The organism is Pseudomonas sp. SWI36 (genome assembly GCF_002948105.1).
Taxonomy (GTDB): domain Bacteria; phylum Pseudomonadota; class Gammaproteobacteria; order Pseudomonadales; family Pseudomonadaceae; genus Aquipseudomonas; species Aquipseudomonas alloputida.
This window is the reverse complement of the sequence record NZ_CP026675.1, coordinates 2,902,517-2,923,840: the sequence shown is the minus strand read 5'-3', so window position 1 is coordinate 2,923,840 and position 21,324 is coordinate 2,902,517. Positions and strand designations below refer to the sequence as shown.

Annotated in this window: 17 protein-coding genes and 1 pseudogene; 10 read left to right on the top strand and 8 right to left on the bottom strand. The window is 64.7% G+C overall.

Annotated features, from left to right (window positions below; translation table 11 throughout):
• Positions 1-173: 173 nt before the first annotated feature.
• Positions 174-2,042: a flavin monoamine oxidase family protein gene (locus C4Q27_RS14000; RefSeq protein ID WP_064492984.1), complete on the bottom strand. Its 1,869-nt coding sequence runs from the start codon at positions 2,040-2,042 to the stop codon at positions 174-176.
• A gap of 371 nt (positions 2,043-2,413) precedes the next feature.
• Here C4Q27_RS14000 and C4Q27_RS13995 point away from each other — a divergent pair, with 371 nt between their 5' ends.
• Positions 2,414-3,820 (top strand): adenosylmethionine--8-amino-7-oxononanoate transaminase, encoded by a 1,407-nt coding sequence (locus C4Q27_RS13995; RefSeq protein WP_104886968.1) that lies wholly within the window; start codon positions 2,414-2,416, stop codon positions 3,818-3,820.
• Positions 3,821-3,968: 148 nt separating this feature from the next.
• The gene (locus C4Q27_RS13990; RefSeq protein WP_019436737.1) at positions 3,969-4,688 is read left to right on the top strand and encodes a 16S rRNA (uracil(1498)-N(3))-methyltransferase; all 720 of its coding nucleotides are present in this window, start codon (positions 3,969-3,971) and stop codon (positions 4,686-4,688) included.
• Here C4Q27_RS13990 and C4Q27_RS13985 read toward each other — a convergent pair whose 3' ends face one another.
• The 7 genes and pseudogenes from C4Q27_RS13985 to C4Q27_RS13955 all read right to left on the bottom strand — a co-directional run bounded on the left by C4Q27_RS13985 (position 4,689) and on the right by C4Q27_RS13955 (position 14,302).
• A complete protein-coding gene (locus C4Q27_RS13985; RefSeq protein WP_010955556.1) occupies positions 4,689-5,306 on the bottom strand; it encodes a hemolysin III family protein in 618 nt (205 codons plus the stop codon).
• Between the two features lie 140 nt (positions 5,307-5,446).
• Complete coding sequence (locus C4Q27_RS13980) at positions 5,447-5,920, bottom strand: chemotaxis protein CheW (RefSeq protein ID WP_003249336.1); 474 nt, start codon at positions 5,918-5,920, stop codon at positions 5,447-5,449.
• A pseudogene (locus C4Q27_RS13975) lies at positions 5,913-10,852 on the bottom strand (Hpt domain-containing protein). The gene C4Q27_RS13980 and the pseudogene C4Q27_RS13975 overlap by 8 nt, the downstream one beginning before the upstream one ends.
• Positions 10,853-10,864: 12 nt before the next feature.
• The gene (locus C4Q27_RS13970; protein WP_231114307.1) at positions 10,865-12,889 is read right to left on the bottom strand and encodes a methyl-accepting chemotaxis protein; all 2,025 of its coding nucleotides are present in this window, start codon (positions 12,887-12,889) and stop codon (positions 10,865-10,867) included.
• A 47-nt stretch (positions 12,890-12,936) separates the two neighbouring features.
• Positions 12,937-13,491: a chemotaxis protein CheW gene (locus C4Q27_RS13965; protein ID WP_010955559.1), complete on the bottom strand. Its 555-nt coding sequence runs from the start codon at positions 13,489-13,491 to the stop codon at positions 12,937-12,939.
• Positions 13,488-13,853: a twitching motility response regulator PilH gene (gene pilH / locus C4Q27_RS13960; RefSeq protein ID WP_003249327.1), complete on the bottom strand. Its 366-nt coding sequence runs from the start codon at positions 13,851-13,853 to the stop codon at positions 13,488-13,490. The genes C4Q27_RS13965 and pilH overlap by 4 nt, the downstream gene beginning before the upstream one ends.
• Positions 13,854-13,900: 47 nt before the next feature.
• Positions 13,901-14,302 carry a PleD family two-component system response regulator gene (locus C4Q27_RS13955; RefSeq protein WP_010955560.1) on the bottom strand — a complete coding sequence of 134 codons (402 nt, stop codon included), beginning with the start codon at positions 14,300-14,302 and terminating at the stop codon, positions 13,901-13,903.
• Between the two features lie 238 nt (positions 14,303-14,540).
• Here C4Q27_RS13955 and gshB point away from each other — a divergent pair, with 238 nt between their 5' ends.
• The 8 genes from gshB (at position 14,541) to hslV (ending at position 21,251) form a co-directional block, all read left to right on the top strand.
• Entirely contained in the window at positions 14,541-15,494 is a 954-nt protein-coding gene (gshB, locus tag C4Q27_RS13950) for a glutathione synthase (protein WP_010955561.1), read from the top strand.
• Between the two features lie 91 nt (positions 15,495-15,585).
• Entirely contained in the window at positions 15,586-16,491 is a 906-nt protein-coding gene (locus C4Q27_RS13945; protein WP_014592660.1) for an energy transducer TonB, read from the top strand.
• A 171-nt stretch (positions 16,492-16,662) separates the two neighbouring features.
• Positions 16,663-17,232 carry a YqgE/AlgH family protein gene (locus C4Q27_RS13935; RefSeq protein ID WP_003249318.1) on the top strand — a complete coding sequence of 190 codons (570 nt, stop codon included), beginning with the start codon at positions 16,663-16,665 and terminating at the stop codon, positions 17,230-17,232.
• Positions 17,232-17,657, top strand: coding sequence for a Holliday junction resolvase RuvX (gene ruvX / locus C4Q27_RS13930; RefSeq protein ID WP_010955563.1), 426 nt, complete (start codon positions 17,232-17,234; stop codon positions 17,655-17,657). Before C4Q27_RS13935 ends, ruvX begins: the two co-directional genes overlap by 1 nt.
• A gap of 49 nt (positions 17,658-17,706) precedes the next feature.
• Complete coding sequence (gene pyrR / locus C4Q27_RS13925; protein WP_020191541.1) at positions 17,707-18,225, top strand: bifunctional pyr operon transcriptional regulator/uracil phosphoribosyltransferase PyrR; 519 nt, start codon at positions 17,707-17,709, stop codon at positions 18,223-18,225.
• A gap of 12 nt (positions 18,226-18,237) precedes the next feature.
• Positions 18,238-19,242, top strand: coding sequence for an aspartate carbamoyltransferase catalytic subunit (locus C4Q27_RS13920; RefSeq protein ID WP_003249311.1), 1,005 nt, complete (start codon positions 18,238-18,240; stop codon positions 19,240-19,242).
• Positions 19,239-20,510 (top strand): dihydroorotase, encoded by a 1,272-nt coding sequence (locus C4Q27_RS13915; RefSeq protein ID WP_010955564.1) that lies wholly within the window; start codon positions 19,239-19,241, stop codon positions 20,508-20,510. Before C4Q27_RS13920 ends, C4Q27_RS13915 begins: the two co-directional genes overlap by 4 nt.
• Before the next feature lie 210 nt (positions 20,511-20,720).
• Positions 20,721-21,251, top strand: a complete 531-nt coding sequence (hslV, locus tag C4Q27_RS13910) for an ATP-dependent protease subunit HslV (protein ID WP_003249309.1) — start codon at positions 20,721-20,723, stop codon at positions 21,249-21,251.
• Positions 21,252-21,324: the final 73 nt, after the last annotated feature.

Here is a 21,324-nt window from a genome sequence, read left to right as displayed (position 1 = left end):
TATGCACAGACTAACGCGTAACGTATCGAAGAAAAGCGGAAAAAATTGCTTCGGATTATCGAGGAATCCGATATTTATTGTGTTAGCTGACCATTAAGAAAACATTAACGATAGTAGGAGAGTTGGGGTTGCAGTGCCGGCCCTCAGGCGAACAGGCCGGCACTGTCGATCGATCAGCCCGCCTTGGCCTGGGTATTGGTTACAGCCTTCTTCGCAGGCTCCGACTTGGCTGTCGCCTTCTTCGTCTCGGCAGGCTTGTGGGCTGGCTTGTGCGCGGGCGCATGCTTGGCGGGAGCGGCTTTGGTTGCCGCAGGCTTGGCAGCCGTTTCCTTGGCCACAGGCGCAGGTGCTGCAGGAGCCGGAGCTGCCTGTGGAGCGGGCGCAGGTGCAGGCGCCACTTCCTCAGCCTTGGCAATTGGCTCAACCTTCGCCTCTGGCGCTTGCGCCCCGCCAAACAGGCGCTTGAAGAAGCCTGGCTTGTCCTGCGTGTCCTGCTTGGCCTCTTCGGCCTGCTTAGGCTCAGCTTTGGCCGGCGCCTTGTCAGCTTTGTCGCCCTTGTCGGACGAACCGCCGAACATATTGGAGAAGAAGCCGCCCTTGCTCTCCTTGGCGGCCGCCGCACCTGCCGCCGCCGCAACCGGCAGCGCCTTGGCCGGGTCGAACGACTTGCCGGCCAACAGGTCCTGTGCCTGGCTGGCCGCACGCTGGCCACTGCGCAGGGCGCCTTCCAGGGTGCCCGGGTACAGGGCATCCGTGTGCTCACCGGCAAAGGTCATGCGCTGCACCGGACGTTCCCACAGGCGCCAGTATTTACTGATCTGCCCTGGGCCGTAGGCCAGGTAGGCACCACCCGTGCCAGCATCAGCACTGTATCGCTTGACCTCGTAACCGGTGAACGCGCCACGGGCTTGGGGGTAGAACGCATGCAGACGGATCAGCACCTGGTCGACCATCTGCTTTTCACCAAAGGCCTGCAGCAGGCGTGCGTTGTCGCCGGACAGGTTGATCACCACATTGGCACCACCCTTGAGCGCCGGCTCGACCCACAGCATGCCGAGGCCGGCGTTACTGTAGATTTCGCCCGACATGCGTGCACGGCTTTCCCATACGGGTTTCTTGAACTTGAGCATGATCTGGTCGCGCCAACCATAGTTGGTGCCCTTGAGCGCCGCCAGGTGCTGGCTGTCCAGGCCAGGGGTCATCTGAATCTTGGCCAGCGCGCGCAGGGGCACAGCCATGACCAGATAGTCCGCCTTGTAGCCGACGCTGCCGACTTTTACCGTGACACCATCCTTGTCCTGGACAATGGCGGTAACCGGCGAGTTGGTCTTGATGGTTTTCAGCTGCTTGACGAAAGCCTGGGCCAGCACCGGGCTGCCACCGGGCAGGCGCGCAGCGCGCAGGTCGCGGTCGCTGACGCCGCGGTAGACGCGGTTCTGCTGGGCGAAGTACAGCAGCGACAGGCGCGACGGTTCATCGTAACGGGTGCGGATCTGCTGATTGATCAACTGACGGGCGGTGGCCGGCAGTTGCAGTTTGTCCAGCCAGGTGGATACGTTGATCTGGTCGAGGGCGAACAGCGTGCTGGTTGCCTGCGGGTTCAGCGGGTCATCGATCGAGCGGGCCAGGTCATCGAGGGTTTTCTCGTAACGCTTGAGCGCCTCGGCAGTGGCCGGTTGCTTGGTGGCCAGGTCGCTGGCGCTGAAGTACTCGCCGTCGATCAGGTAACCCGGGGTACGCACGAACTCGGGCGCCGACAGTGTTTCAAGCTTGAAACGGTCGAGGTACTGGTTGAGCACCGGCTGTGCCTTGGCGTTGCCGATCCACTCGCTGGTGGCCAGGCCCGAACGCCCGCCCATGCCCGCCTTGGCCTCCAGCAGGGTCACCTGCCAGCCTTTGTTCTGCAGCTCGTAGGCTGCCGTCAGGCCTGCCAGGCCACCCCCCACGACAATCGCCGTGGGCGTCTTGTCTTTTGCCAGCGCAGCGCCGCTGGACACACCAATCAATACCAACGCGCACAGGCGCACCCAAGCAGCAGCCATGTCGGCGAACTCCGAGTCAGAGGTTACAGAAACGGGGAGAGGCAGGAATGCCCCAGGAAGATGCGTTAAGAATACGTCAGGTCCGAGCACCCTGCCAGCGCAGTGACATCAAGTCCTTTTGGCAGCTCATATTTTTGTCGGTAGCTATGCCACACAGTAGCAGGGACCTCTGCATGAGCCTGGTGACTTCGCGCAGCCTCAGGCCTGAGCCTTCACTCCGGCAACACATCCTGCAGGGCTTTGCTCTGTGCATGGCAGCAGGCTCGAATGGACCGGCACCCACCGCCATTGAACGGCAGCGGTTGTCCTGCCCTGCGGCATTGCTTAGGCTTACGCGGTCGAACCACGCCGCAAAGCCAGGAGAAGTGCCCATGGGCCTCAATGATCAGTGGATGCAACGCGACCTCAAGGTCCTGTGGCACCCCTGTACCCAGATGAAAGACCACGAGCAGCTGCCGCTGATCCCGATCAAGCGCGGCGAAGGCGTGTGGCTGGAAGACTTCGAGGGCAAACGCTATCTGGATGCGGTGAGCAGTTGGTGGGTCAACGTCTTCGGCCATGCCAACCCGCGCATCAACCAGCGCATCAAGGACCAGGTCGACCAGCTCGAGCACGTGATCCTGGCCGGTTTCAGTCATCAGCCAGTGATCGAGCTGTCCGAGCGCCTGGTCGCCATGACCCCGGCCGGTCTCGACCGGGTGTTCTATGCCGACAATGGCTCGTCGTGCATCGAGGTGGCGCTGAAGATGAGCTTCCACTACTGGCAGAACATCGGCAAACCGGACAAGAAGCGCTTCGTCACCCTGACCAACAGCTATCACGGCGAAACCATTGCCGCCATGTCGGTGGGTGATGTGCCGCTGTTCACCGAAACCTACAAGGCGCTGCTGCTCGACACTCTCAAGGTGCCAAGCCCTGACTGCTACCTGCGCCCCGAGGGCATGAGCTGGGAGGAGCACTCGCGCAACATGTTCCAGGCCATGGAGCAGACCCTGGCCGAACACCACGCCTCGATCAGCGCCGTGATCGTCGAGCCGCTGATCCAGGGTGCCGGTGGCATGCGCATGTACCACCCGGTGTACCTCAAGTTGTTGCGCGAGGCCTGCGACCGTTACGACGTGCACCTTATCCACGACGAGATCGCCGTGGGCTTCGGCCGCACCGGCACGATGTTCGCCTGCGAGCAAGCCGGCATCCGCCCGGATTTCCTGTGCCTGTCCAAGGCCCTGACCGGCGGCTACCTGCCGCTGGCCGCCTGCCTGACCACCGACAAGGTGTACCAGGCGTTCTACGACGACTACCCGACACTGCGCGCGTTCCTGCACTCGCACAGCTACACCGGCAACCCGCTGGCGTGCGCTGCAGCGCTGGCGACCCTGGATATCTTCGAGCAGGACAACGTGATCGAGGCCAACAAGGTCCTGGCCACGCGCATGGCCACAGCCACTGCACATTTGGCCGATCATGCTCATGTTGCCGAAATACGCCAGACTGGCATGGCCCTGGCCATCGAAATGGTTCAAGACAAGGCAGGCAAGGTTGCCTACCCATGGCAGGAGCGCCGTGGCCTGAAGGTGTTCGAGCACGCCCTGACCCGCGGCGCCCTGCTGCGACCGCTGGGCAGCGTGGTGTACTTCCTGCCGCCGTACGTGATCACCCCCGAGCAGATCGACTTCCTTGCCGAAGTGGCCAGCGAAGGCATCGATATCGCCACCCGCGACAGCGTCAGTGTCGCAGTGCCGGCCAACTTCCACCCCGACTTCCGCGACCCGGGCTAGGCCCGGCAATTCGCCACACCACTTTTCCTGTGGGAGCGGGCGAGCCCGCGAACAAGGGCGAAGCCCTTGCCAGGCACCGCGGCGCCTGATTCGCGGGCACGCCCGCTCCCACAGGGGATCTGCGTCTCTCTATTTACCGAGCAAACCCATGAGACTGTCCCGCTTCTTCATCGACGCCCCCCTGAGCCTTGGCGAGCACGACCTGCCCGAGGCCCAGGCCCATTACATTGGCCGCGTGCTGCGCATGGCACCCGGCGACGCCGTGCAGCTGTTCGATGGCAGCGGCCAGGAATACCGTGGTCAGTTGCTCGAGGTGGGCAAGAAAACTGTCCGCGTCAGCCTTGACCAGGCCTTTGCCGGCCAGGCCGATTCACCGCTGCATGTGCACCTGGGCCAGGGCCTTTCCCGTGGCGAGCGCATGGACTGGGCGATCCAGAAGGCCACCGAGCTTGGTGCCAACGAAATCACCCCGATCGTCAGCGAGCGCTGCGAAGTGCGCCTGAAAGACGAGCGCGCCGACAAGCGCCTGGCCCACTGGCGCCAAGTGGCGATCAGCGCCTGTGAACAATGCGGGCGTTCTACCTTGCCCGTCATCCATCCACCCGTGACCCTGGCCGAATGGTTGAGCAGCACCAAGGCTGACCTGAAGCTGGTCCTGCACCCGGTGGCCGAGCCGCTCACCAGCCATGAAAAGCCCGCCACCCTGGCCTTCGTGATCGGCCCCGAAGGCGGCCTTAGCGAAGCCGAGGTCGAGCAGGCCAAAGCCGCCGGCTTCCACGCAGCACGCCTTGGCCCGCGCGTGCTGCGCACCGAGACCGCGCCGGTGGTGGCGCTGTCGGTGGCACAGCAGTTGTGGGGCGACTTTTAACTAGCGCACGTAGAGCGACACCGCCACGAAGTGCATCAGGCTGCCAGCGATGACGAACAGGTGCCAGATGCCATGCCAGTGGCGGAAACGGCTGTCGAAGGCGAAGAAAATGATGCCGACGGTGTAGAACACGCCGCCGGCAGCCAGCCAGGCGAAGCCTGCAGTGCCCAGCGAGTTCAGCAGCGGCTTGACTGCCACCAGCACGATCCAGCCCATTACCGCATAGATGATGATCGAAAGGATCCGCGCCTCGGAGCGCGGCTTGATCTCTTGCAACATGCCGATGATCGCCAGCCCCCAGACCACGCCGAACAGGCTCCATCCCCAAGGGCCGCGCAGGCTGACCAGGCAAAACGGCGTGTAGCTGCCGGCAATCAGCAGATAGATCGACAGGTGGTCGAGCTTGCGCATGATCACTTTCGCCCGCCCACGGGTGCTGTGGTACAGGGTGGAAATGCTGTACAGCAACAGCAGCGTGCCGCCGTAGATGGAGAAGCTGACGATCTTCCACGGGTCGCCTTGCAGGCCCGCAGCCACGATCAGCCAGATGGCACCAATAGCAGCGAGGACGGCACCGACCAGGTGGGTCCAGGCGTTGAAGCGTTCACCGTAATACATGCAAACACAGACCTCCTGAGGTGGGCTGGGTTCCTGTTGTGATGCTGATGACCCCTTCGCGGGTAAACCCGCTCCTACAACGGAGCGCGCAGCCATTGTAGGAGCGGGTTTACCCGCGAAGAGGCCCTGCGCCTCACATCCTAACCAAGGTCAGGTTGCAGATCCGCGTCACGCACCAGCCTTTCCAATGCGACCAGGTCCGGCACCCGCGCCACCTGCTCACCCACCTGCACCGCCGCCAGCTCCAACCTGCCCAGCGCCACATCCACGTAGTTAAGCTGACTGTCGAGCTTGCACGAGCGCGGAATGTCCTGCAGCAACAGCGCCAGGTAGCGCAAACCGGTATCGCCCAACGCATTGAGCACCACCACGCGAGCCCGCTCCCCGCACGGTGTCTCACCACCGCATGCGGCCTCGAAACCGATCAACGGCAGGCGTTGCTGACGCCAGTCGATCCACCCCAGGTGCCAGGCGGGGTCGCCGTGCTGGCACACCAGGTTACGCTGCCCGCTCAACTCGGCCACCGCCACGTTGGGCAACACCAGCGTGCGGTCGCCCAACGGCAGCAACAGCCCGGTCAGGCTGCTGCGCTGGCCGGAAATCAGTTCAAGCATGGGCCTGGCTCCAATGGGCGATGCTCTGCAACAGCAGCGATTCCTGGTACGGCTTGCCCAGGTATTCGTTGACGCCGATGGCCATGGCGCGGTCCCGGTGCTTCTGGCCGGTGCGCGAGGTGATCATGATGATCGGCAAGTCTTTCAGCCGTGCGTCACGGCGGATGCGTGTGGCCACCTCGAAGCCGTCCATCCGCGGCATCTCGATGTCCAGCAACAACACGTCGGGCCGGTGCTCTTCCAGCAGGGCCATGGCATCGACGCCATCCTTGGCCGTGAGCACGCTCATGCCGTGGCGCTCCAGCAGGCGGCTGGTTACCTTGCGTACGGTTACCGAATCGTCCACCACCATCACCAGCAAGGCACGGCGCGGTGCCGGGCCAAGCAACTGGCGTTGGCTACCGCCACCAGGCAAGCGGGCCAGCCGTCGCTGCTGGCCGCGCAGCTGGCCCAGCAGGTCAAGAATCAGCACCACCCGGCCATCGCCCAGCAGTGTCGCCCCCGATAACCCGGCAACCGCGGCAAACTGCGGCCCCAGGCTTTTCACCACGATCTCGCGGCTGGGCGACAGGCTGTCGGCCTGGATGGCGAACGACTGCTCCTTGGAATGCACCAGCAGCACCGGCAACGGCACGCTCTGCCCCAGCAGCGCGGGGCGCGGCAGGCCTTGCAGCAACTCGCCCAGATAGCGCAGCTCGTATTCGTGGCCGGCATAGACATAGCGCGGCGAGTCCAGCTGGTAGCACGCCGCAAGCTCGGCAGGTGGCACGCGGACGATGCCCTCGATGGTATTGAGCGGAATGGCGTATTGCTCTTCGCCCAGGTGCACCATCAGCGCACGGTTGATCGACACGGTGAACGGCAGGCGGATCAGGAAACGCGCCCCCTTGCCCTGCGCCGACTCGATACTCATCGAGCCACCCAGTTGCTTGACCTCCTCGTGCACCACATCCATGCCCAGCCCACGCCCGGAAATCTGTGTAATCTTTTCGGCGGTGGAAAAGCCTGGCCGCAGGATGAACTGCAGGATCTCGTGGTCACTCAACTGCGCCTGCGGGTCCAGCAGGCCGCGCTTGATGGCCTTGCGCCGCACCGCTTCCAGTGGCACGCCAGCACCATCATCCGTCATTTCGATGACGATATCGGCGCCCTCATGCAGCAAATTCAAGTGAATGGTGCCCTGCTCCGGCTTGCCGGCGGCCAGGCGCATTGCGCGGCTTTCCAGGCCGTGGTCAACGGCGTTGCGCAGCATATGCTCCAGCGGCGCCACCATACGTTCCAGCACGCTGCGGTCCAGTTCGCCCTCGGCATTGCCAACCACCAGTTCCACCTGCTTGCCCAGCTCGCTGGCCACCTGCCGCACCACGCGCTGCAAGCGCGGCACCAGGCGCTCGAACGGCACCATCAGGGTGGCAGTCAGGCCCTCCTGCAACTGGCTGTTCACCCGCGCCTGCTGTTGCAGCAGGCTGTAGGCCTCCTGAGCACGCTGAGCCAGGGTTTCCTTCAGGTCCAGCAGGTCCGAGGCAGACTCGAAGAGGGCCCGTGACAGCTGCTGCAGCTGGGAATGGCGGTCCATTTCCAGCGGGTCGAAGTCGTCATAGGCATCGCCTTCGAACTGCTGCCGGCTGGAGATTCGCCCCTGGGTCTCGACATCCAGACGCAGCAACTGATCACGCATGCGCTCGAGTGTGGTCTCCATCTCGTTGAGGGCGAACTGCGCATCGTTGACCTGCTGCTCGATGCGCCCCCGGATGATCGAGTGCTCGCCGGCCAGGTTACCCAGGTCGTCGAGCAGCTCGGCGTCGACCTTGACCATGTCACCTGGTGCCCGCTCTGGCGCTGCTGCCGGTACTTCGGCAGTTGCAGCTTCTGGCGGCCCCTGGCCCGCGGCACTGTCTGTCAGTGCGGCGCTGCTGAAGTTGCGAATGTAGTCGATCAGCGCTGTAGCGGCATGCAGCGGCTGCCCCAGGCGCACGGCGTCAAGCATATGCGCCAGCCGGTCGTGGCAGTTCTGCAGCAGTGCGAACAGTGGCGCGCTTGGCGGCAATCTACCCGCAGCCAACAGCTCATAGAGGAACTCCAGTTCGTGGGCCAGGTCGCCGATCGGGGTAATTTCGACCATGCGCGCCACGCCCTTGAGGGTGTGCAGGTCGCGCATCAGGTTGTCCACCTCGACGCTGCTGCGCGGGTCGGCCTGCCAGCGCGCCAGGGCCGCCGCGGCGCTCTCGACGATGTCCGAGCTTTCTTCCAGGAACACTTCCAGCAGCTCTTCGCCGGGGCTTTCCGGCTCCTCGGCAAGCGGCTCGGCCACCTGCGGTTGCAACGGCGGGCGTGGCAACCCCAAGGTATCGGACAGGTCCATGTCCGGGTGCAGTGGTGTGACCGTATCGATGCCCACCAGGCCGGTGGCATCTGGCGCCAAGGCCTGGTCCAGCAGGTTGCGCAGGCTGTCGACCAGCTCCGGGCGCGGTGGAATATCCTGCCCGGCCGCCACTTCGTCCAGCATGTCCAGCAAGGCTTCATGGGCCCGCTGCGCCTGGCTGAAGAAGCGGGCATCGGCAGGCAGGCTGCCCTCCTCCACAGCGCCATACAGGTCCAGCAACGCCTCGCACACGTCATCCATCTGCCACAGGTCGGCCAGGTGCGCGGCGTGCCCCAGGGTGGTCATCTGGTCGAGCAGGTTATCCAGTGCGTCGCGCTGGGCGGGCTGTTGCTGCCAGCGCGACAACAACGTCTCTGCATCGAGCAGGATGTCCATGGCCTGGGCCAGGAAGCTGGCGACCAACTGCGGATCACGCTTGCTGCGGCCGGCATGGTGCGGGTCTTCATGCAGGCTGGCCAGGCGGCGGTCCACGGCCTGGCCAACCTGCTCGATCAGTTCCGCGGCACCGGGGATGGCGGCCAGGGGCGTGCTATCGAGTTGCGCCAAGCCCAGATGGAACAACGACCGCGCAGCCTCCAGCCATTCCATTTCGGCCATTTGCAGTGGCAGTTGATGGCCCTTGTACTCACGGGCCAGGCGGTCGAAGGCAGTGGCCAGTTCGGCCACCGGCATCACACCGGCCATGGCGGCACTGCCTTTGAGTGTGTGCAAGGCACGCTGCAAGTCATCACTGACCGGCGTGTCGTGGCCACCGGTGCTTTGCAGATAAACCTCAAGGCTGGCCAGATGGCCCTGCGCCTCGGTACGAAAAATGCCCAGCAACTGCGGATCGAGGCCATCGACACCGGCAGCCGTCGGGGCATCGTTTTCGGCCAGGCTGTGCAGGTGCCCGGCCAATTGCTCGATTTCAGTCAGTTGCGGCAACTGGCCGGCGGCAAAGTCGGCCAGCAAGTCAGGCAGGTGAACGAACACCTGCTGCAGCGCTACAACCCCTTCCGGGGTGAGCACGCTGCGGCCCTCGAGCACCCGGTTCAGCAGGTGCTCGGCGCCCCAGGCCAGTTCAGCCACCGCCTCGGCATGGACCATGCGGCCGCTGCCTTTGAGTGTATGCAGCGCGCGACGCACTTCGCCCAGTGCCTCGCGCTGCTGGTTGTCGGCACGCCAGCGCAGCCAGTGGCGCTCGATTTCCGGCAGCAGTTCGCCCGCCTCGTCAAGGAACACTTGGCGAAGCTCGTCATCGATGCCATCGCCATTGCCGTCCTGGTCTGGGCTGGCCCCGATCACCGCGCACTGCACACCCAGCGCCGCCAGGCTGGCCCGTGCCATCTCGATAAAGGGTTGGCCATCGGCCAGCGGGTCTGCCGTCCGCCATTGCAGGTAGCATTCGGCAGCGCTCAGTGCCTCGGCCAAGTGCGTCAGCTCATCAATCGGCGGCTCTTCCTCCAGGTGCTGCAACCAACGCTGCACATAGCTTGCGCAGCCGACAAACAGCTCGGCCACGGCCGGCAGCATCAACATGGCCAATGCCCCGCGGATCTGCTGTAACAGCCCCGGCAAGGGCTGCAGGCGTTGCCGCGGCCAGTCGGACTCCAGGTAATCGCCGATCAGATCCTTGGCCTGCTGCAACACGTTCAGCGATTCATTCAGCACCAGCTGGCGTATCTCGGCCAGGTCCGAGCCCGGCAGGCTGCCTTGGCCGTTTTCCTCCAAAGGGCCGACCATGCCGTTCAGGGAGGCCTCCACGTACAGCAGGGCCCCCGCCACATCCATCAACACCGCGTCGTCCACCGCCCGCTCGCCCTGAGCCAATGCCTGCAACGCCAGCACCTGGTCGATGATCACCCGCCGCGGTTGCTGAAAGCCCAGTACCGCCAGGGTGTCAGCCACGTGGCGCAACGGTGCCAGCAGCGCATCGAGCTGTTCGCGGTGCTGACGGTCGCCGCGCCCGAACTGGTCCAGGCGCTCCTTGATGCGCATCAAGTCATCGCACAGTGCAGTCACCACCGAACGCAGCGCATCGCGCCCCGACCCGGCCTGCAGTTGATCACGCCAGTTGCCCAGCGACAGGTCGAGGTTGGCAAGGTCATCGTCACCCGCAAAGCGTTGGGCGGCGCCGGTCATCAGGCTGGCCTGGGCCAGCGGTTCCTCCCCCGGCAGGCGCGCAGCTGGTTGAGCAACGGCAGCATCACCAGTGGCAGGTCGTGGCGGGCACCGCGCAACCGCTCCAAGTACGAGGGCAACTGCTCCAGGCCGCGGAACAATGCGCCCAGGCAATCACCCCGGGGGCTGACCTGGCCGTCGGCCAACGCCCTGGCAAACAGCTCCAGCTCCTCCGCCAGGCGCGTGGCGCCGCGCAGTTCGAGCATGCGCAGGCAGCCGTGCACCTGGTGCAGGTTGTCGACCACGAAAGCCATCATCGACAGGTCGCCCGTCTCGCCGGCAAAGCGCTCCAGCGCCTGCCGTGCCTGGCCCAGGCAATCGAGGATGGCGGCCTTGGTCCAGGCCAGCGCCACTGTTTCGTGACGCTCGGGGCTTACTGCAGAAGCCATGGTCACTATTCCTTAACGCGGCTCGGTCGGTGGTGGCAGGGTGAAACCGGACACCGAACGGCGCATCTCGCTGGCCATGCGGGCCAAGTGGCGGATGCTGTCGGCGGTGGCACCGGAGCCGGCAGAGGTTTGCGCGGTAATCTGCTGGATCACCGCCATGGTGTGGGAGATCTGCCCGGCCGACGAGGTCTGCAACTGGGCAGCGTCGGAGATGCTGTGGATAAGGTCGGCGAGGTTCTGCGATACCCCTTCGATCTCGGCCAGCGCCACCCCGGCATCCTGGGCCAGGCGTGCGCCACGCACCACTTCGGCGGTGGTCTGCTCCATGGAGATCACCGCTTCGTTGGTATCGGCCTGGATGGTACGCACCAACGCCTCGATCTGGCGGGTGGCAGACGATGAGCGTTCGGCCAGGCGCTGCACCTCGTCGGCAACCACGGCAAACCCGCGCCCGGCCTCACCGGCCAGCGAGGCCTGGATGGCGGCGTTCAGGGCAAGGATGTTGGTCTGGTCGGCAATGTCGTCGATCAGGCTGACGATGTCGCCGATTTCCTGGGAGGACTCGCCCAGGCGCTTGATCCGCTTGGCGGTGTCCTGGATCTGCTCGCGAATGTTGTCCATGCCGTTGATGGTGTTGTGCACCACCTCGTTGCCCTTGTTGGCAATGGCCACCGAACGCTCGGCCACCTTGGCCGATTCGTAGGCATGCGCCGAAACCCGGTCGATCGACTCGACCATGTCACCCACCGCCTCGGACGCCTCGCTGATCTGTGCAGCCTGGTGCTCGGAGGCCTTGGCCAGTTGCCGCGCAGTGTTCTGCGTGTCCTGCACGGCGGCGGCGACCTGCACTGCACTGTGGTTGATGGTAGCGACCAGGTCGCGCAACTGGTCCACGGAATAGTTGATCGAGTCGGCAATGGCGCCGGTAAAGTCTTCAGTCACCGATACGGTTACCGTCAGGTCGCCATCTGCCAGCTCTTCGATTTCGTCGAGCAGGCGCATGATGGCCTGCTGGTTGCGTTCGTTCTTTTCTGCGGTCTCGCGCAGTTGGCGGTTGGTGGTGCGCACCATGACCAGACCGATGAGGATGATCGAGGCCAGCGCCAGCAGCCCCAGGGCATAGCCGCCAACGGTGTCGAGGGTGCGCCCGCCAGCCAGGTTCTCGAAACCGTTCGCCAGGTGCGACGCTTCGTCGAGCAGGGTTTGCGAAAGGCTGAAGATGTTGCCCGCAGCCTCCCGCACACGGAACAGTTCGGGCGAGGTTTCGAGGATTTCATCCACCGAGCCGGCAACGAACTGGAACAACTCGGCAATTTCGGCCAGCCGCGCACGCGCATCGGCGTCCTCGACGCGGGTTATCTGGATTGTCGCATTGCCATCGAGCATACCCTCCAGCACCTGGCCAAAGCGCCCGGCGTCACGGCCGAAGGCATCGGCCGCCTGGGCGGCGCTGTCGTCACCGGCCAGCACGGTGTTGACCGAGCCAAGGATGCGTTCGGCCAGCAACAGCTGGCGCTGGGCCACCGCAACCTGATTGGCCGGGGCACCGCTCTGCAGCAGGATCTCGACCACTTTTTCGTATTCCACCTGCAGCTGCGGCACGGTCTCGGCCAGGGTCGCTGCCACCTGGTGCAGCGACAGCACGGTCTGCTCGCTGGCCAGGATGATGTCGGTGTTCTTGCGCAGGTTTTCCCAGTCGCGGCGTACCGATTCCATCTCGTCACGCACCGCAGGTGGCGCAGGCGGCAGGCCAGTGGACTTGTCACCCTGGCGCAGGTAGCCCCAGCGCCGCTCGAAATCATTGCGTGCATCCGACAGCAGCTTGAAGGCCAGGGCCTTGCCGGTGGCCGCCTCGGTGGCGTTCTTGGCGATACGCTGCGACAGCACGCGCAGCTCGCCGGCATGGCCGATGTACTGCTTGTCGTAGTTGGATTGGGTATTCAGGTAAGCAAAGTTGGCGAACAGCAAGATGATCGAAAGGATCAGGATCAGGAACAGCACGGTGATCTGCGCGATGCTGCGGGTACGTGGGCTCACGGTGGTGGCAGTGACGGGGGTGGCAGGCTTGTTCACGTTCGCAGGTCCTATAACGCCACATCGAGAAAGCCCGGCGCCTGGGCCAGGGCAAAGGGGCTGAAGATCGCCCAGTTACGTTCACGCGGAAAATACCCCTGCACAAAGCGTGCAGCGGCAGGGATCAGCGGCTGCGGCGGCGACAGCTGCAGGCTGTCGAGGGCAAAGTGCTGAAGGCCCAGCACCTCGTCGACCAGCAAACCGACGAACAGGTCGTCGTGGTCCAGCACCAGCACTCGCCGCTGCTTGCCCGGTGCGGCGTGGCCAAGGCCGAAGAAGCAGCTCAGGTCCATCACCGGCAACAGCCGGCCACGCAGGTTGGCCACCCCGCACACCCACGGCTGCACGCCGGGAACGCGGCTACTGCGCGGCTCGCGCAGCACCTCGGCCACTTCGCCCATGGGCGCGACGAACCACTGCCCGGCAATGCGAAAGCCAATGCCGCTCCACTGCTGCACGCGGTTGTCCTGCGGCGGCTGGTCGGCAACCAGCAGGCGACAGCGCCGGTCGATGTCCAGCAACAACTCAAAGGCGGTCAGCGACGCGCCTTGCGGGCGGGTGGTCAAGCCCCCAGCACTTCTTTGAGCTTGGCGATCAGCGCCTCCTCTTCCACCGGTTTGGTCAGGAAGTCACGGGCACCCTGGCGCGTGGCCCAGATACGGTCGGTTTCCTGGTCCTTGGTGGTTACCACGATCACTGGAATAGCGCTGGTGTCCGGGTCCTTGCTGAGCTGGCGGGTGGCCTGGAAGCCGTTCATGCCAGGCATGACGATGTCCATCAGCACCGCGTCGGGCTTGTCCTGCCGGGCCAGGGCCACGCCGTCGGCACCGTTGCTGGCCTTGAGCACCTGGTAGCCGTGCTTTTCCAGCCATTCGGTCAATCTGTACATCTCTGTCGGCGAGTCGTCGACAATCAGAACTCGGGCCATGCTGTTTCCCCATCAGGAAAGTAGGACCGCGCCATGGCGGGGCTCGGTCAGGGTGCGTGTTGTTGAGGTGCGGCAAACCCGGGCACATGGGCGCGGATCGCGTCGAGCAGTTCTTCCTTGCTGAACGGTTTGGTCAGGAACTGATCGGAACCGACCACCCGCCCGCGGGCCTTGTCGAACAGGCCATCGCGGGACGACAGCAGGATAACCGGGGTGTCCTTGAAGGCACTGTTGTGCTTGATTACCGCGCAGGTCTGGTAGCCGTCCAGGCGTGGCATCAGCACATCGACGAAAATGATGCTGGGCTGATGGTCGACGATCTTGGCCAGGGCATCGAAGCCATCGCTGGCGGTGATCACCTCGCAGCCCGCTTCACCGAGCAACATCTGCGCGGTGCGGCGGATCGTGCGGGAATCGTCGATCACCATCACCTTCAGGGGTTGTTCCATAGACGCCTACCAGTAGGATTGAAGCCGCAAGTTGCAAGCGGCAAGCTGCAAGAAAGCAGCTCGGCGCATGGATGCTCTTTTCTTGAGGCTTGTAGCTCAAGGCTTGCAGCTGCATTTTTAGCATACTCCGGGTGGCCATTCCATCTGCCGCGCCCCTTGACCGTCGGCGTTCGCGGCGCCACCCTGAGCCACTTTTCTTTCGATCCACCGCGGCCACCTGCCGCCAAGAGGACCCACCATGAGCGTTCGCCTCGGCATTGTGATGGACCCCATCGCGTCCATCTCCTACAAGAAGGACAGCTCGCTGGCCATGCTGCTGGCCGCCCAGGCACGCGGCTGGAGCCTGTTCTACATGGAACAGCAAGACCTGTATCAGGGCGAAGGCAAGGCCCGCGCCCGCATGCGCCCGCTGAAGGTGTTTGCCGACCCTGCACGCTGGTTCGAACTGGGCGAGGAGCAGGACAGCCCGCTGGCCGAGCTGGACGTGATCCTGATGCGCAAGGACCCGCCCTTCGACATGGAGTTCGTCTATAGCACTTACCTGCTGGAACAAGCCGAGAACGACGGCGTACTGGTGGTAAACCGCCCGCAAAGCCTGCGCGACTGCAACGAGAAGATGTTTGCCACGCTGTTCCCGCAATGCACCACCCCGACCCTGGTCAGCCGCCGCCCGGACATCATTCGCGAATTCACCGCCAAGCATGCCGACGTGATCCTCAAGCCACTGGATGGCATGGGCGGTACGTCGATCTTCCGTCACCGGGCTGGCGACCCCAACCTGTCGGTGATCCTAGAAACCCTGACCGCACTGGGCACCCAGCAGATCATGGCGCAGGCCTACCTGCCGGCAATCAAGGACGGCGACAAGCGCATCCTGATGATCGATGGCGAGCCAGTGGACTATTGCCTGGCACGCATTCCGGCCAGCGGCGAAACCCGTGGCAACCTGGCCGCGGGCGGGCGTGGCGAAGCCCGCCCACTGACCGAGCGCGACCGCTGGATCGCCGCCCAGGTCGGCCCGACGCTGCGCGAGAAGGGCCTGCTGTTCGTTGGCCTGGACGTGATCGGCGACTACCTCACCGAAATCAACGTCACCAGCCCCACCTGTATCCGCGAGATCGATGCCGCCTACAACACCGATATCGGTGGCAAGCTGATGGATGCCATTGATCGCAAGCTAAAGGCACGCTGACAGCCAACGCGAAGTAAAGCCGTAGAGTGGGGTATGATGCCGGTCCTATTCGACTGAGCTGCTGCCCCGCCCTGCGGTTGCTGGATACCTGATGACGCACCCCGCTGACGTCCCTGCCGACCTGCTGCCTCCCCGTGTTCGCCCTGCGGACCGGCTTGGCTTCACCCTGTTCCTGGCTGCGCTGGTGCACCTGGCGCTGATCCTTGGCGTCGGCTTCACCGTGGTCAAGCCTGCCGAAATCCGCCACACCATGGACATCACCCTGGCCACCTTCAAGAGCGAGAAACCGCCCGAGAAGGCTGACTTCCAGGCCCAGGACAACCAGCAAGGCAGCGGCACCCTGGACAAGAAAGCGGTGCCCAAGACCACCGAGCTGGCGCCGTTCCAGGACAGCAAGATCAACAAGATCACCCCACCGCCTGCGGCCAGGCCCGAGGTGGTCCCACCCCCTCCCCCGAAAAAGTCGGCAGTGGTGACGACGGCGCCCAAGCCGCACAAGGTCGAGCCCAAACCCAAGGAAAGCAAGGCGCAGCCCAAGCCAGCCGCACCGGCACCGGACTTCGACAGCTCGCAGCTGTCCAGCCAGATCGCCAGCCTGGAAGCGGAGCTGTCCAACGAGCAGCAGATGTACGCCAAGCGCCCGCGCATCCATCGCCTGAACGCCGCGTCGACCATGCGCGACAAGGGCGCCTGGTACAAGGAAGAGTGGCGCAAGAAGGTCGAGCGCGTGGGTAACCTCAACTACCCCGACGAAGCACGCCGACAGCAGATCTACGGCAACTTGCGCATGATGGTGTCGATCAACCGCGATGGCTCGCTGTACGAGGTGCTGGTACTGGAATCATCCGGGCAGCCCGTGCTGGACCAGGCGGCGCAACGCATCGTGCGGCTGGCCGCGCCGTTTGCACCGTTTACCGGGGATCTGGCCGAGTTCGACCGGCTGGAGATCATCCGCACCTGGCGCTTTGCCCGTGGGGACCGTTTGTCCAGTAACTGATTTTCTGCCTGTGCCGGCCTCTTTTTGTGGGCACGCCCGCTCCCACAGGTTGCTCACCGGCGCTGAAGCCTGTGGAGTATCGGCGGGAGCGGGCATGCCCGCGAAGGGGCCGGCACAAGCGACACAAAGCCCACCTTGTCAGTCTCGCCACCTGGCGCCACACTATCCCCCATGAAAACCCTCGCACCCAGCTACCTCAAGCACCAGTTCCTGATCGCCATGCCGCACATGGCCGATCCGAACTTCGCCCAGACCCTCACGTATATCGTCGAGCACAATGAGCATGGCGCCATGGGCCTGGTGGTCAACCGACCACAGGAACTGAGCCTGGCCGACATCCTCGAGCAACTGCGCCCGGACGAAACGCCGCCGGCCAGCACCTTGCAGGTGCCGATCTACCAGGGTGGCCCGGTACAAACCGACCGCGGCTTCGTGCTGCACAGCAGCGAGTGCAGTTTCCAGGCCAGCGTGGCGCTGGAAGGGCTGTCGCTGACCACGTCACAGGACATATTGCTGGCTATCGCCGCCGGTGTGGGCCCGAAACAGAGCCTGATCACCTTGGGCTATGCCGGTTGGGAAGCGGGCCAACTGGAAGCGGAACTGGCCGACAACGCCTGGCTGAACTGCCCGTTCGACCCGGAAATCGTCTTCGGCATGGCCAGCGACCTGCGCCTTGAGGCTGCGGCCGCCAGCCTGGGGATCAACCTGCACCTGCTGACCAGCCAGGCGGGCCACGCCTGATGGCTGATCTACGCCTGCTGCTGGGCTTCGACTATGGCAGCAAACAGATCGGCGTGGCCGTCGGCCAGGTGATTACCGGCCAGGCCCGCGAACTGTGCACCCTGAAGGCGCAGAACGGCGTACCGGACTGGGCCCAGGTGGAAAAGCTGATTGCCGAATGGAAGCCAGATGCCATTGTCGTAGGCCTGCCGCTGAACATGGACGGCACACCCAGCGAAATGAGCGCCCGCGCCGAAAAGTTCGCCCGCCGCCTGAACGGCCGCTTCAACCTGCCCGTGCACACGCACGACGAGCGCCTGACCACCTTCGAGGCCAAAGGCGAGCGCATGGCCCGTGGCGGCCAGCGTGGCAGCTACCGCGACAACCCGGTCGATGCCATTGCCGCCGCCTTGTTGCTGCAAGGCTGGCTGGAGGCCAATACCTGATCATCTTTGCCGCCGGGCCCACCCGGCGCACCCTTCCGAGGAGCCCGCAATGAGCCTACCCAATCCCGCCGAGCTGATCCGGCAGATGGCTGTCGACCTTCGTGCCCACCTGGCGCGCCGGGCAATCACCGAGCCCCGTTACATCGGTATCCGCACCGGCGGCGTCTGGGTTGCCCAGGCCCTGCAGGATGCCATGGGCGACACCAGCCCAATGGGCACCCTGGACGTGTCGTTCTACCGCGACGACTTCAGCCAGAACGGCCTGCACCCACAAGTGCGCCCGTCCGAGTTGCCGTTCGAGGTCGAAGGCCAGCACCTGGTGCTGGTGGATGACGTGCTGATGAGCGGTCGTACCATCCGCGCTGCGCTCAACGAACTGTTCGATTACGGCCGCCCGGCCAGCGTCACCCTGGTCTGCCTGCTGGACCTGGATGCCGGCGAACTGCCGATTCGCCCGAACGTGCTCGGCGCTACCCTGTCGCTGGCCGCCCATGAACGGGTAAAATTGACCGGACCCGCACCGCTCGCCCTCGAGCGCCAGGACCTCGCCTCCGCTTCCGCCCTTTAAGAGTCCCCCGCGATGACGCCAATCGACGCCAAGCGCCCGCTGCAGCTCAATGATCAGGGCCAGCTGCGCCACTTCCTCTCGCTTGACGGTTTGCCCCGCGAACTGCTCACCGAGATCCTCGACACCGCCGACTCCTTCCTGGAAGTCGGTGCCCGGGCTGTGAAAAAAGTCCCGTTGCTGCGCGGCAAGACTGTGTGCAACGTGTTCTTCGAGAACTCGACCCGTACCCGTACCACCTTCGAACTGGCAGCCCAGCGCCTGTCGGCCGACGTGATCAGCCTGAACGTGTCGACCTCCTCGACCAGCAAGGGCGAAACCCTGTTCGACACCCTGCGCAACCTCGAAGCCATGGCCGCCGACATGTTCGTCGTACGCCACTCCGACTCCGGCGCCGCGCACTTCATCGCCGAGCACGTGTGCCCGGAAGTGGCCGTGATCAATGGCGGTGACGGCCGCCACGCGCACCCGACCCAGGGCATGCTCGACATGCTCACCATCCGCCGTCACAAAGGCAGCTTCGAAAACCTGTCCGTGGCGATCGTCGGCGACATCCTGCACTCGCGTGTGGCCCGTTCCGACATGCTCGCGCTCAAAGCGCTGGGTTGCCCGGACATCCGCGTGATCGGGCCGAAAACCCTGATCCCGATCGGTATCGAGCAGTACGGCGTAAAGGTCTACACCGACCTCGCCGAAGGCCTGAAGGACGTCGACGTGGTGATCATGCTGCGCCTGCAGCGTGAGCGCATGGCCGGTGGCCTGCTGCCCAGCGAAGGTGAGTTCTACCGCCTGTTCGGCCTGACGACCGCGCGCCTGGCCGGGGCCAAGCCTGACGCCATCGTCATGCACCCGGGCCCGATCAACCGTGGCGTGGAAATCGAGTCGGCGGTTGCCGATGGCAAGCACTCGGTGATCCTCAACCAGGTCACCTACGGTATCGCCGTGCGCATGGCCGTGCTGTCCATGGCCATGAGCGGGCAGAACGCGCAACGTCAATTGGACCAGGAGAACGCCCAGTGACCATCAGTATTCTCGGCGCCCGGGTCATCGACCCCAACAGCGGCCTGGACCAGGTCACCGACCTGCACCTGGACGGCGGCCGCATTGTCGCCATCGGCGCCGCACCGGCCGGTTTCAGCGCCAGCCGCACGATCCAGGCTGATGGCCTGGTCGCTGCGCCCGGTCTGGTTGACCTGGGCGTGTCCCTGCGCGAGCCGGGTTACAGCCGCAAAGGCAACATCGCCAGTGAAACCCGCGCTGCCGTTGCCGGCGGTGTCACCAGCCTGTGCTGCCCGCCACAGACCAAGCCGGTGCTGGACACCTCGGCGGTAGCCGAACTTATCCTTGACCGCGCCCGCGAAGCCGCCAACAGCAAGGTCTACCCGGTCGGCGCCCTGACCAAGGGCCTGGAGGGCGAGCAACTGGCCGAACTGGTGGCCCTGCGTGACACCGGTTGCGTAGCGTTTGGCAACGGCCTGAAGGAAATCCCCAACAACCGTACCCTAGCCCGCGCCCTGGAGTATGCCGCCACCTTCGACCTGACGGTGGTGTTCCACTCCCAGGACCGCGATCTGGCCCAGGGCGGCCTGGCCCACGAAGGTGCCATGGCCAGCTTCCTCGGCCTGCCGGGCATCCCGGAGAGCGCCGAAACCGTGGCCCTGGCGCGCAACCTGCTGCTGGTGGAACAGAGCGGCGTGCGTGCGCACTTCAGCCAGATCACCAGCGCCCGTGGCGCGCGGCTGATCGCCCAGGCCCAGGCCTTGGGCCTGCCGGTAACCGCCGATGTAGCGCTGTACCAGCTGATCCTCACGGACGAGTCGCTGCGCGAGTTCTCCAGCCTGTACCACGTGCAGCCGCCGCTGCGCACCGCTGCCGACCGTGACGGGTTGCGCGAGGCGGTGAAGTCGGGGGTGATCCAGGCCATCTCCAGCCATCACCAGCCGCACGAGCGCGATGCCAAGCTGGCCCCGTTCGGCGCCACCGAGCCGGGTATCAGCAGCGTCGAGTTGCTGCTGCCACTGGCCATGACCCTGGTGCAGGACGGCCTGCTCGACCTGCCGACCTTGCTGGCCCGCCTGAGCAGCGGCCCGGCTGCCGCCCTGCGCCTGCCGGCCGGTGAGCTGAAAGTGGGTGGCGCGGCCGACCTGGTGCTGTTCGACCCGCAAGCGTCCACCGTTGCTGGCGAACAATGGTTCTCCCGTGGCGAGAACTGCCCGTTCATCGGCCACTGCCTGCCGGGCGCGGTGCGTTATACCTTGGTCGATGGGCACATCTGCCACGAGGCCTGAGTAACATGCTTCGCGGGCGCGCCCGCTCCCACAGGATCACCACAATTCCAAGGCATGTGGTAACCCTGTGGGAGCGGGCGTGCCCGCGAATGCCTTCACATAGTCCCCCGCCAAGCGCGACCATTCATCCCCCCCGGTTGAAATCCTTCCCCCCACCCCCATATGAGTCTGCATCAGGCACTTTCGCCCCGCTGCGTGGAGACTCTCCCCTTGACCACAATCGTTTCTGTCCGCCGTAACGGCAAAGTCGTCATGGGCGGCGACGGCCAGGTATCCCTCGGCAACACCGTGATGAAAGGCAACGCCAAGAAGGTGCGCCGCCTGTACCACGGCCAGGTCATCGCGGGCTTCGCCGGCGCCACTGCCGACGCCTTCACCCTGTTCGAGCGCTTTGAAGGTCAGCTGGAAAAACACCAGGGTCACCTGGTACGCGCCGCCGTCGAGCTGGCCAAGGAATGGCGTACCGACCGCTCCCTGAGCCGCCTGGAAGCCATGCTGGCCGTGGCCAACAAGGATGCATCCCTGATCATCACCGGCAACGGTGACGTGGTCGAACCCGAAGATGGCCTGATCGCCATGGGGTCCGGCGGCGCCTATGCCCAGGCCGCAGCCCGTGCCCTGCTGAACAAGACCGACCTCTCGGCCCGCGAAATCGCCGAGACCGCCCTGAACATCGCCGGCGACATCTGCGTGTTCACCAACCACAACCTGACCATCGAGGAGCAGGACCTGGCCGACTGATTCAGCTGTTCTGGCGCCCCTTCCCGGTGAAGGGGCTTTTCCACGCTGACTCACCTGCCCAAGGACCGTATTG

Bases quoted from the DNA above. Each gene is read 5' to 3' on its own strand.
- gshB (WP_010955561.1), top strand. From the start codon at position 14,541: ATGAGCGTTCGCCTCGGCATTGTGATGGACCCCATCGCGTCCATCTCC.
- C4Q27_RS13920 (WP_003249311.1), top strand. From the start codon at position 18,238: ATGACGCCAATCGACGCCAAGCGCCCGCTGCAGCTCAATGATCAGGGC.
- C4Q27_RS13985 (WP_010955556.1), bottom strand. From the start codon at position 5,306: ATGTATTACGGTGAACGCTTCAACGCCTGGACCCACCTGGTCGGTGCC.
- ruvX (WP_010955563.1), top strand. From the start codon at position 17,232: ATGGCTGATCTACGCCTGCTGCTGGGCTTCGACTATGGCAGCAAACAG.
- C4Q27_RS13955 (WP_010955560.1), bottom strand. From the start codon at position 14,302: ATGGAACAACCCCTGAAGGTGATGGTGATCGACGATTCCCGCACGATC.
- C4Q27_RS13935 (WP_003249318.1), top strand. From the start codon at position 16,663: ATGAAAACCCTCGCACCCAGCTACCTCAAGCACCAGTTCCTGATCGCC.
- C4Q27_RS13995 (WP_104886968.1), top strand. From the start codon at position 2,414: ATGGGCCTCAATGATCAGTGGATGCAACGCGACCTCAAGGTCCTGTGG.
- pilH (WP_003249327.1), bottom strand. From the start codon at position 13,853: ATGGCCCGAGTTCTGATTGTCGACGACTCGCCGACAGAGATGTACAGA.
- pyrR (WP_020191541.1), top strand. From the start codon at position 17,707: ATGAGCCTACCCAATCCCGCCGAGCTGATCCGGCAGATGGCTGTCGAC.
- C4Q27_RS13945 (WP_014592660.1), top strand. From the start codon at position 15,586: ATGACGCACCCCGCTGACGTCCCTGCCGACCTGCTGCCTCCCCGTGTT.
- C4Q27_RS13990 (WP_019436737.1), top strand. From the start codon at position 3,969: ATGAGACTGTCCCGCTTCTTCATCGACGCCCCCCTGAGCCTTGGCGAG.
- C4Q27_RS14000 (WP_064492984.1), bottom strand. From the start codon at position 2,042: ATGGCTGCTGCTTGGGTGCGCCTGTGCGCGTTGGTATTGATTGGTGTG.
- C4Q27_RS13980 (WP_003249336.1), bottom strand. From the start codon at position 5,920: ATGCTTGAACTGATTTCCGGCCAGCGCAGCAGCCTGACCGGGCTGTTG.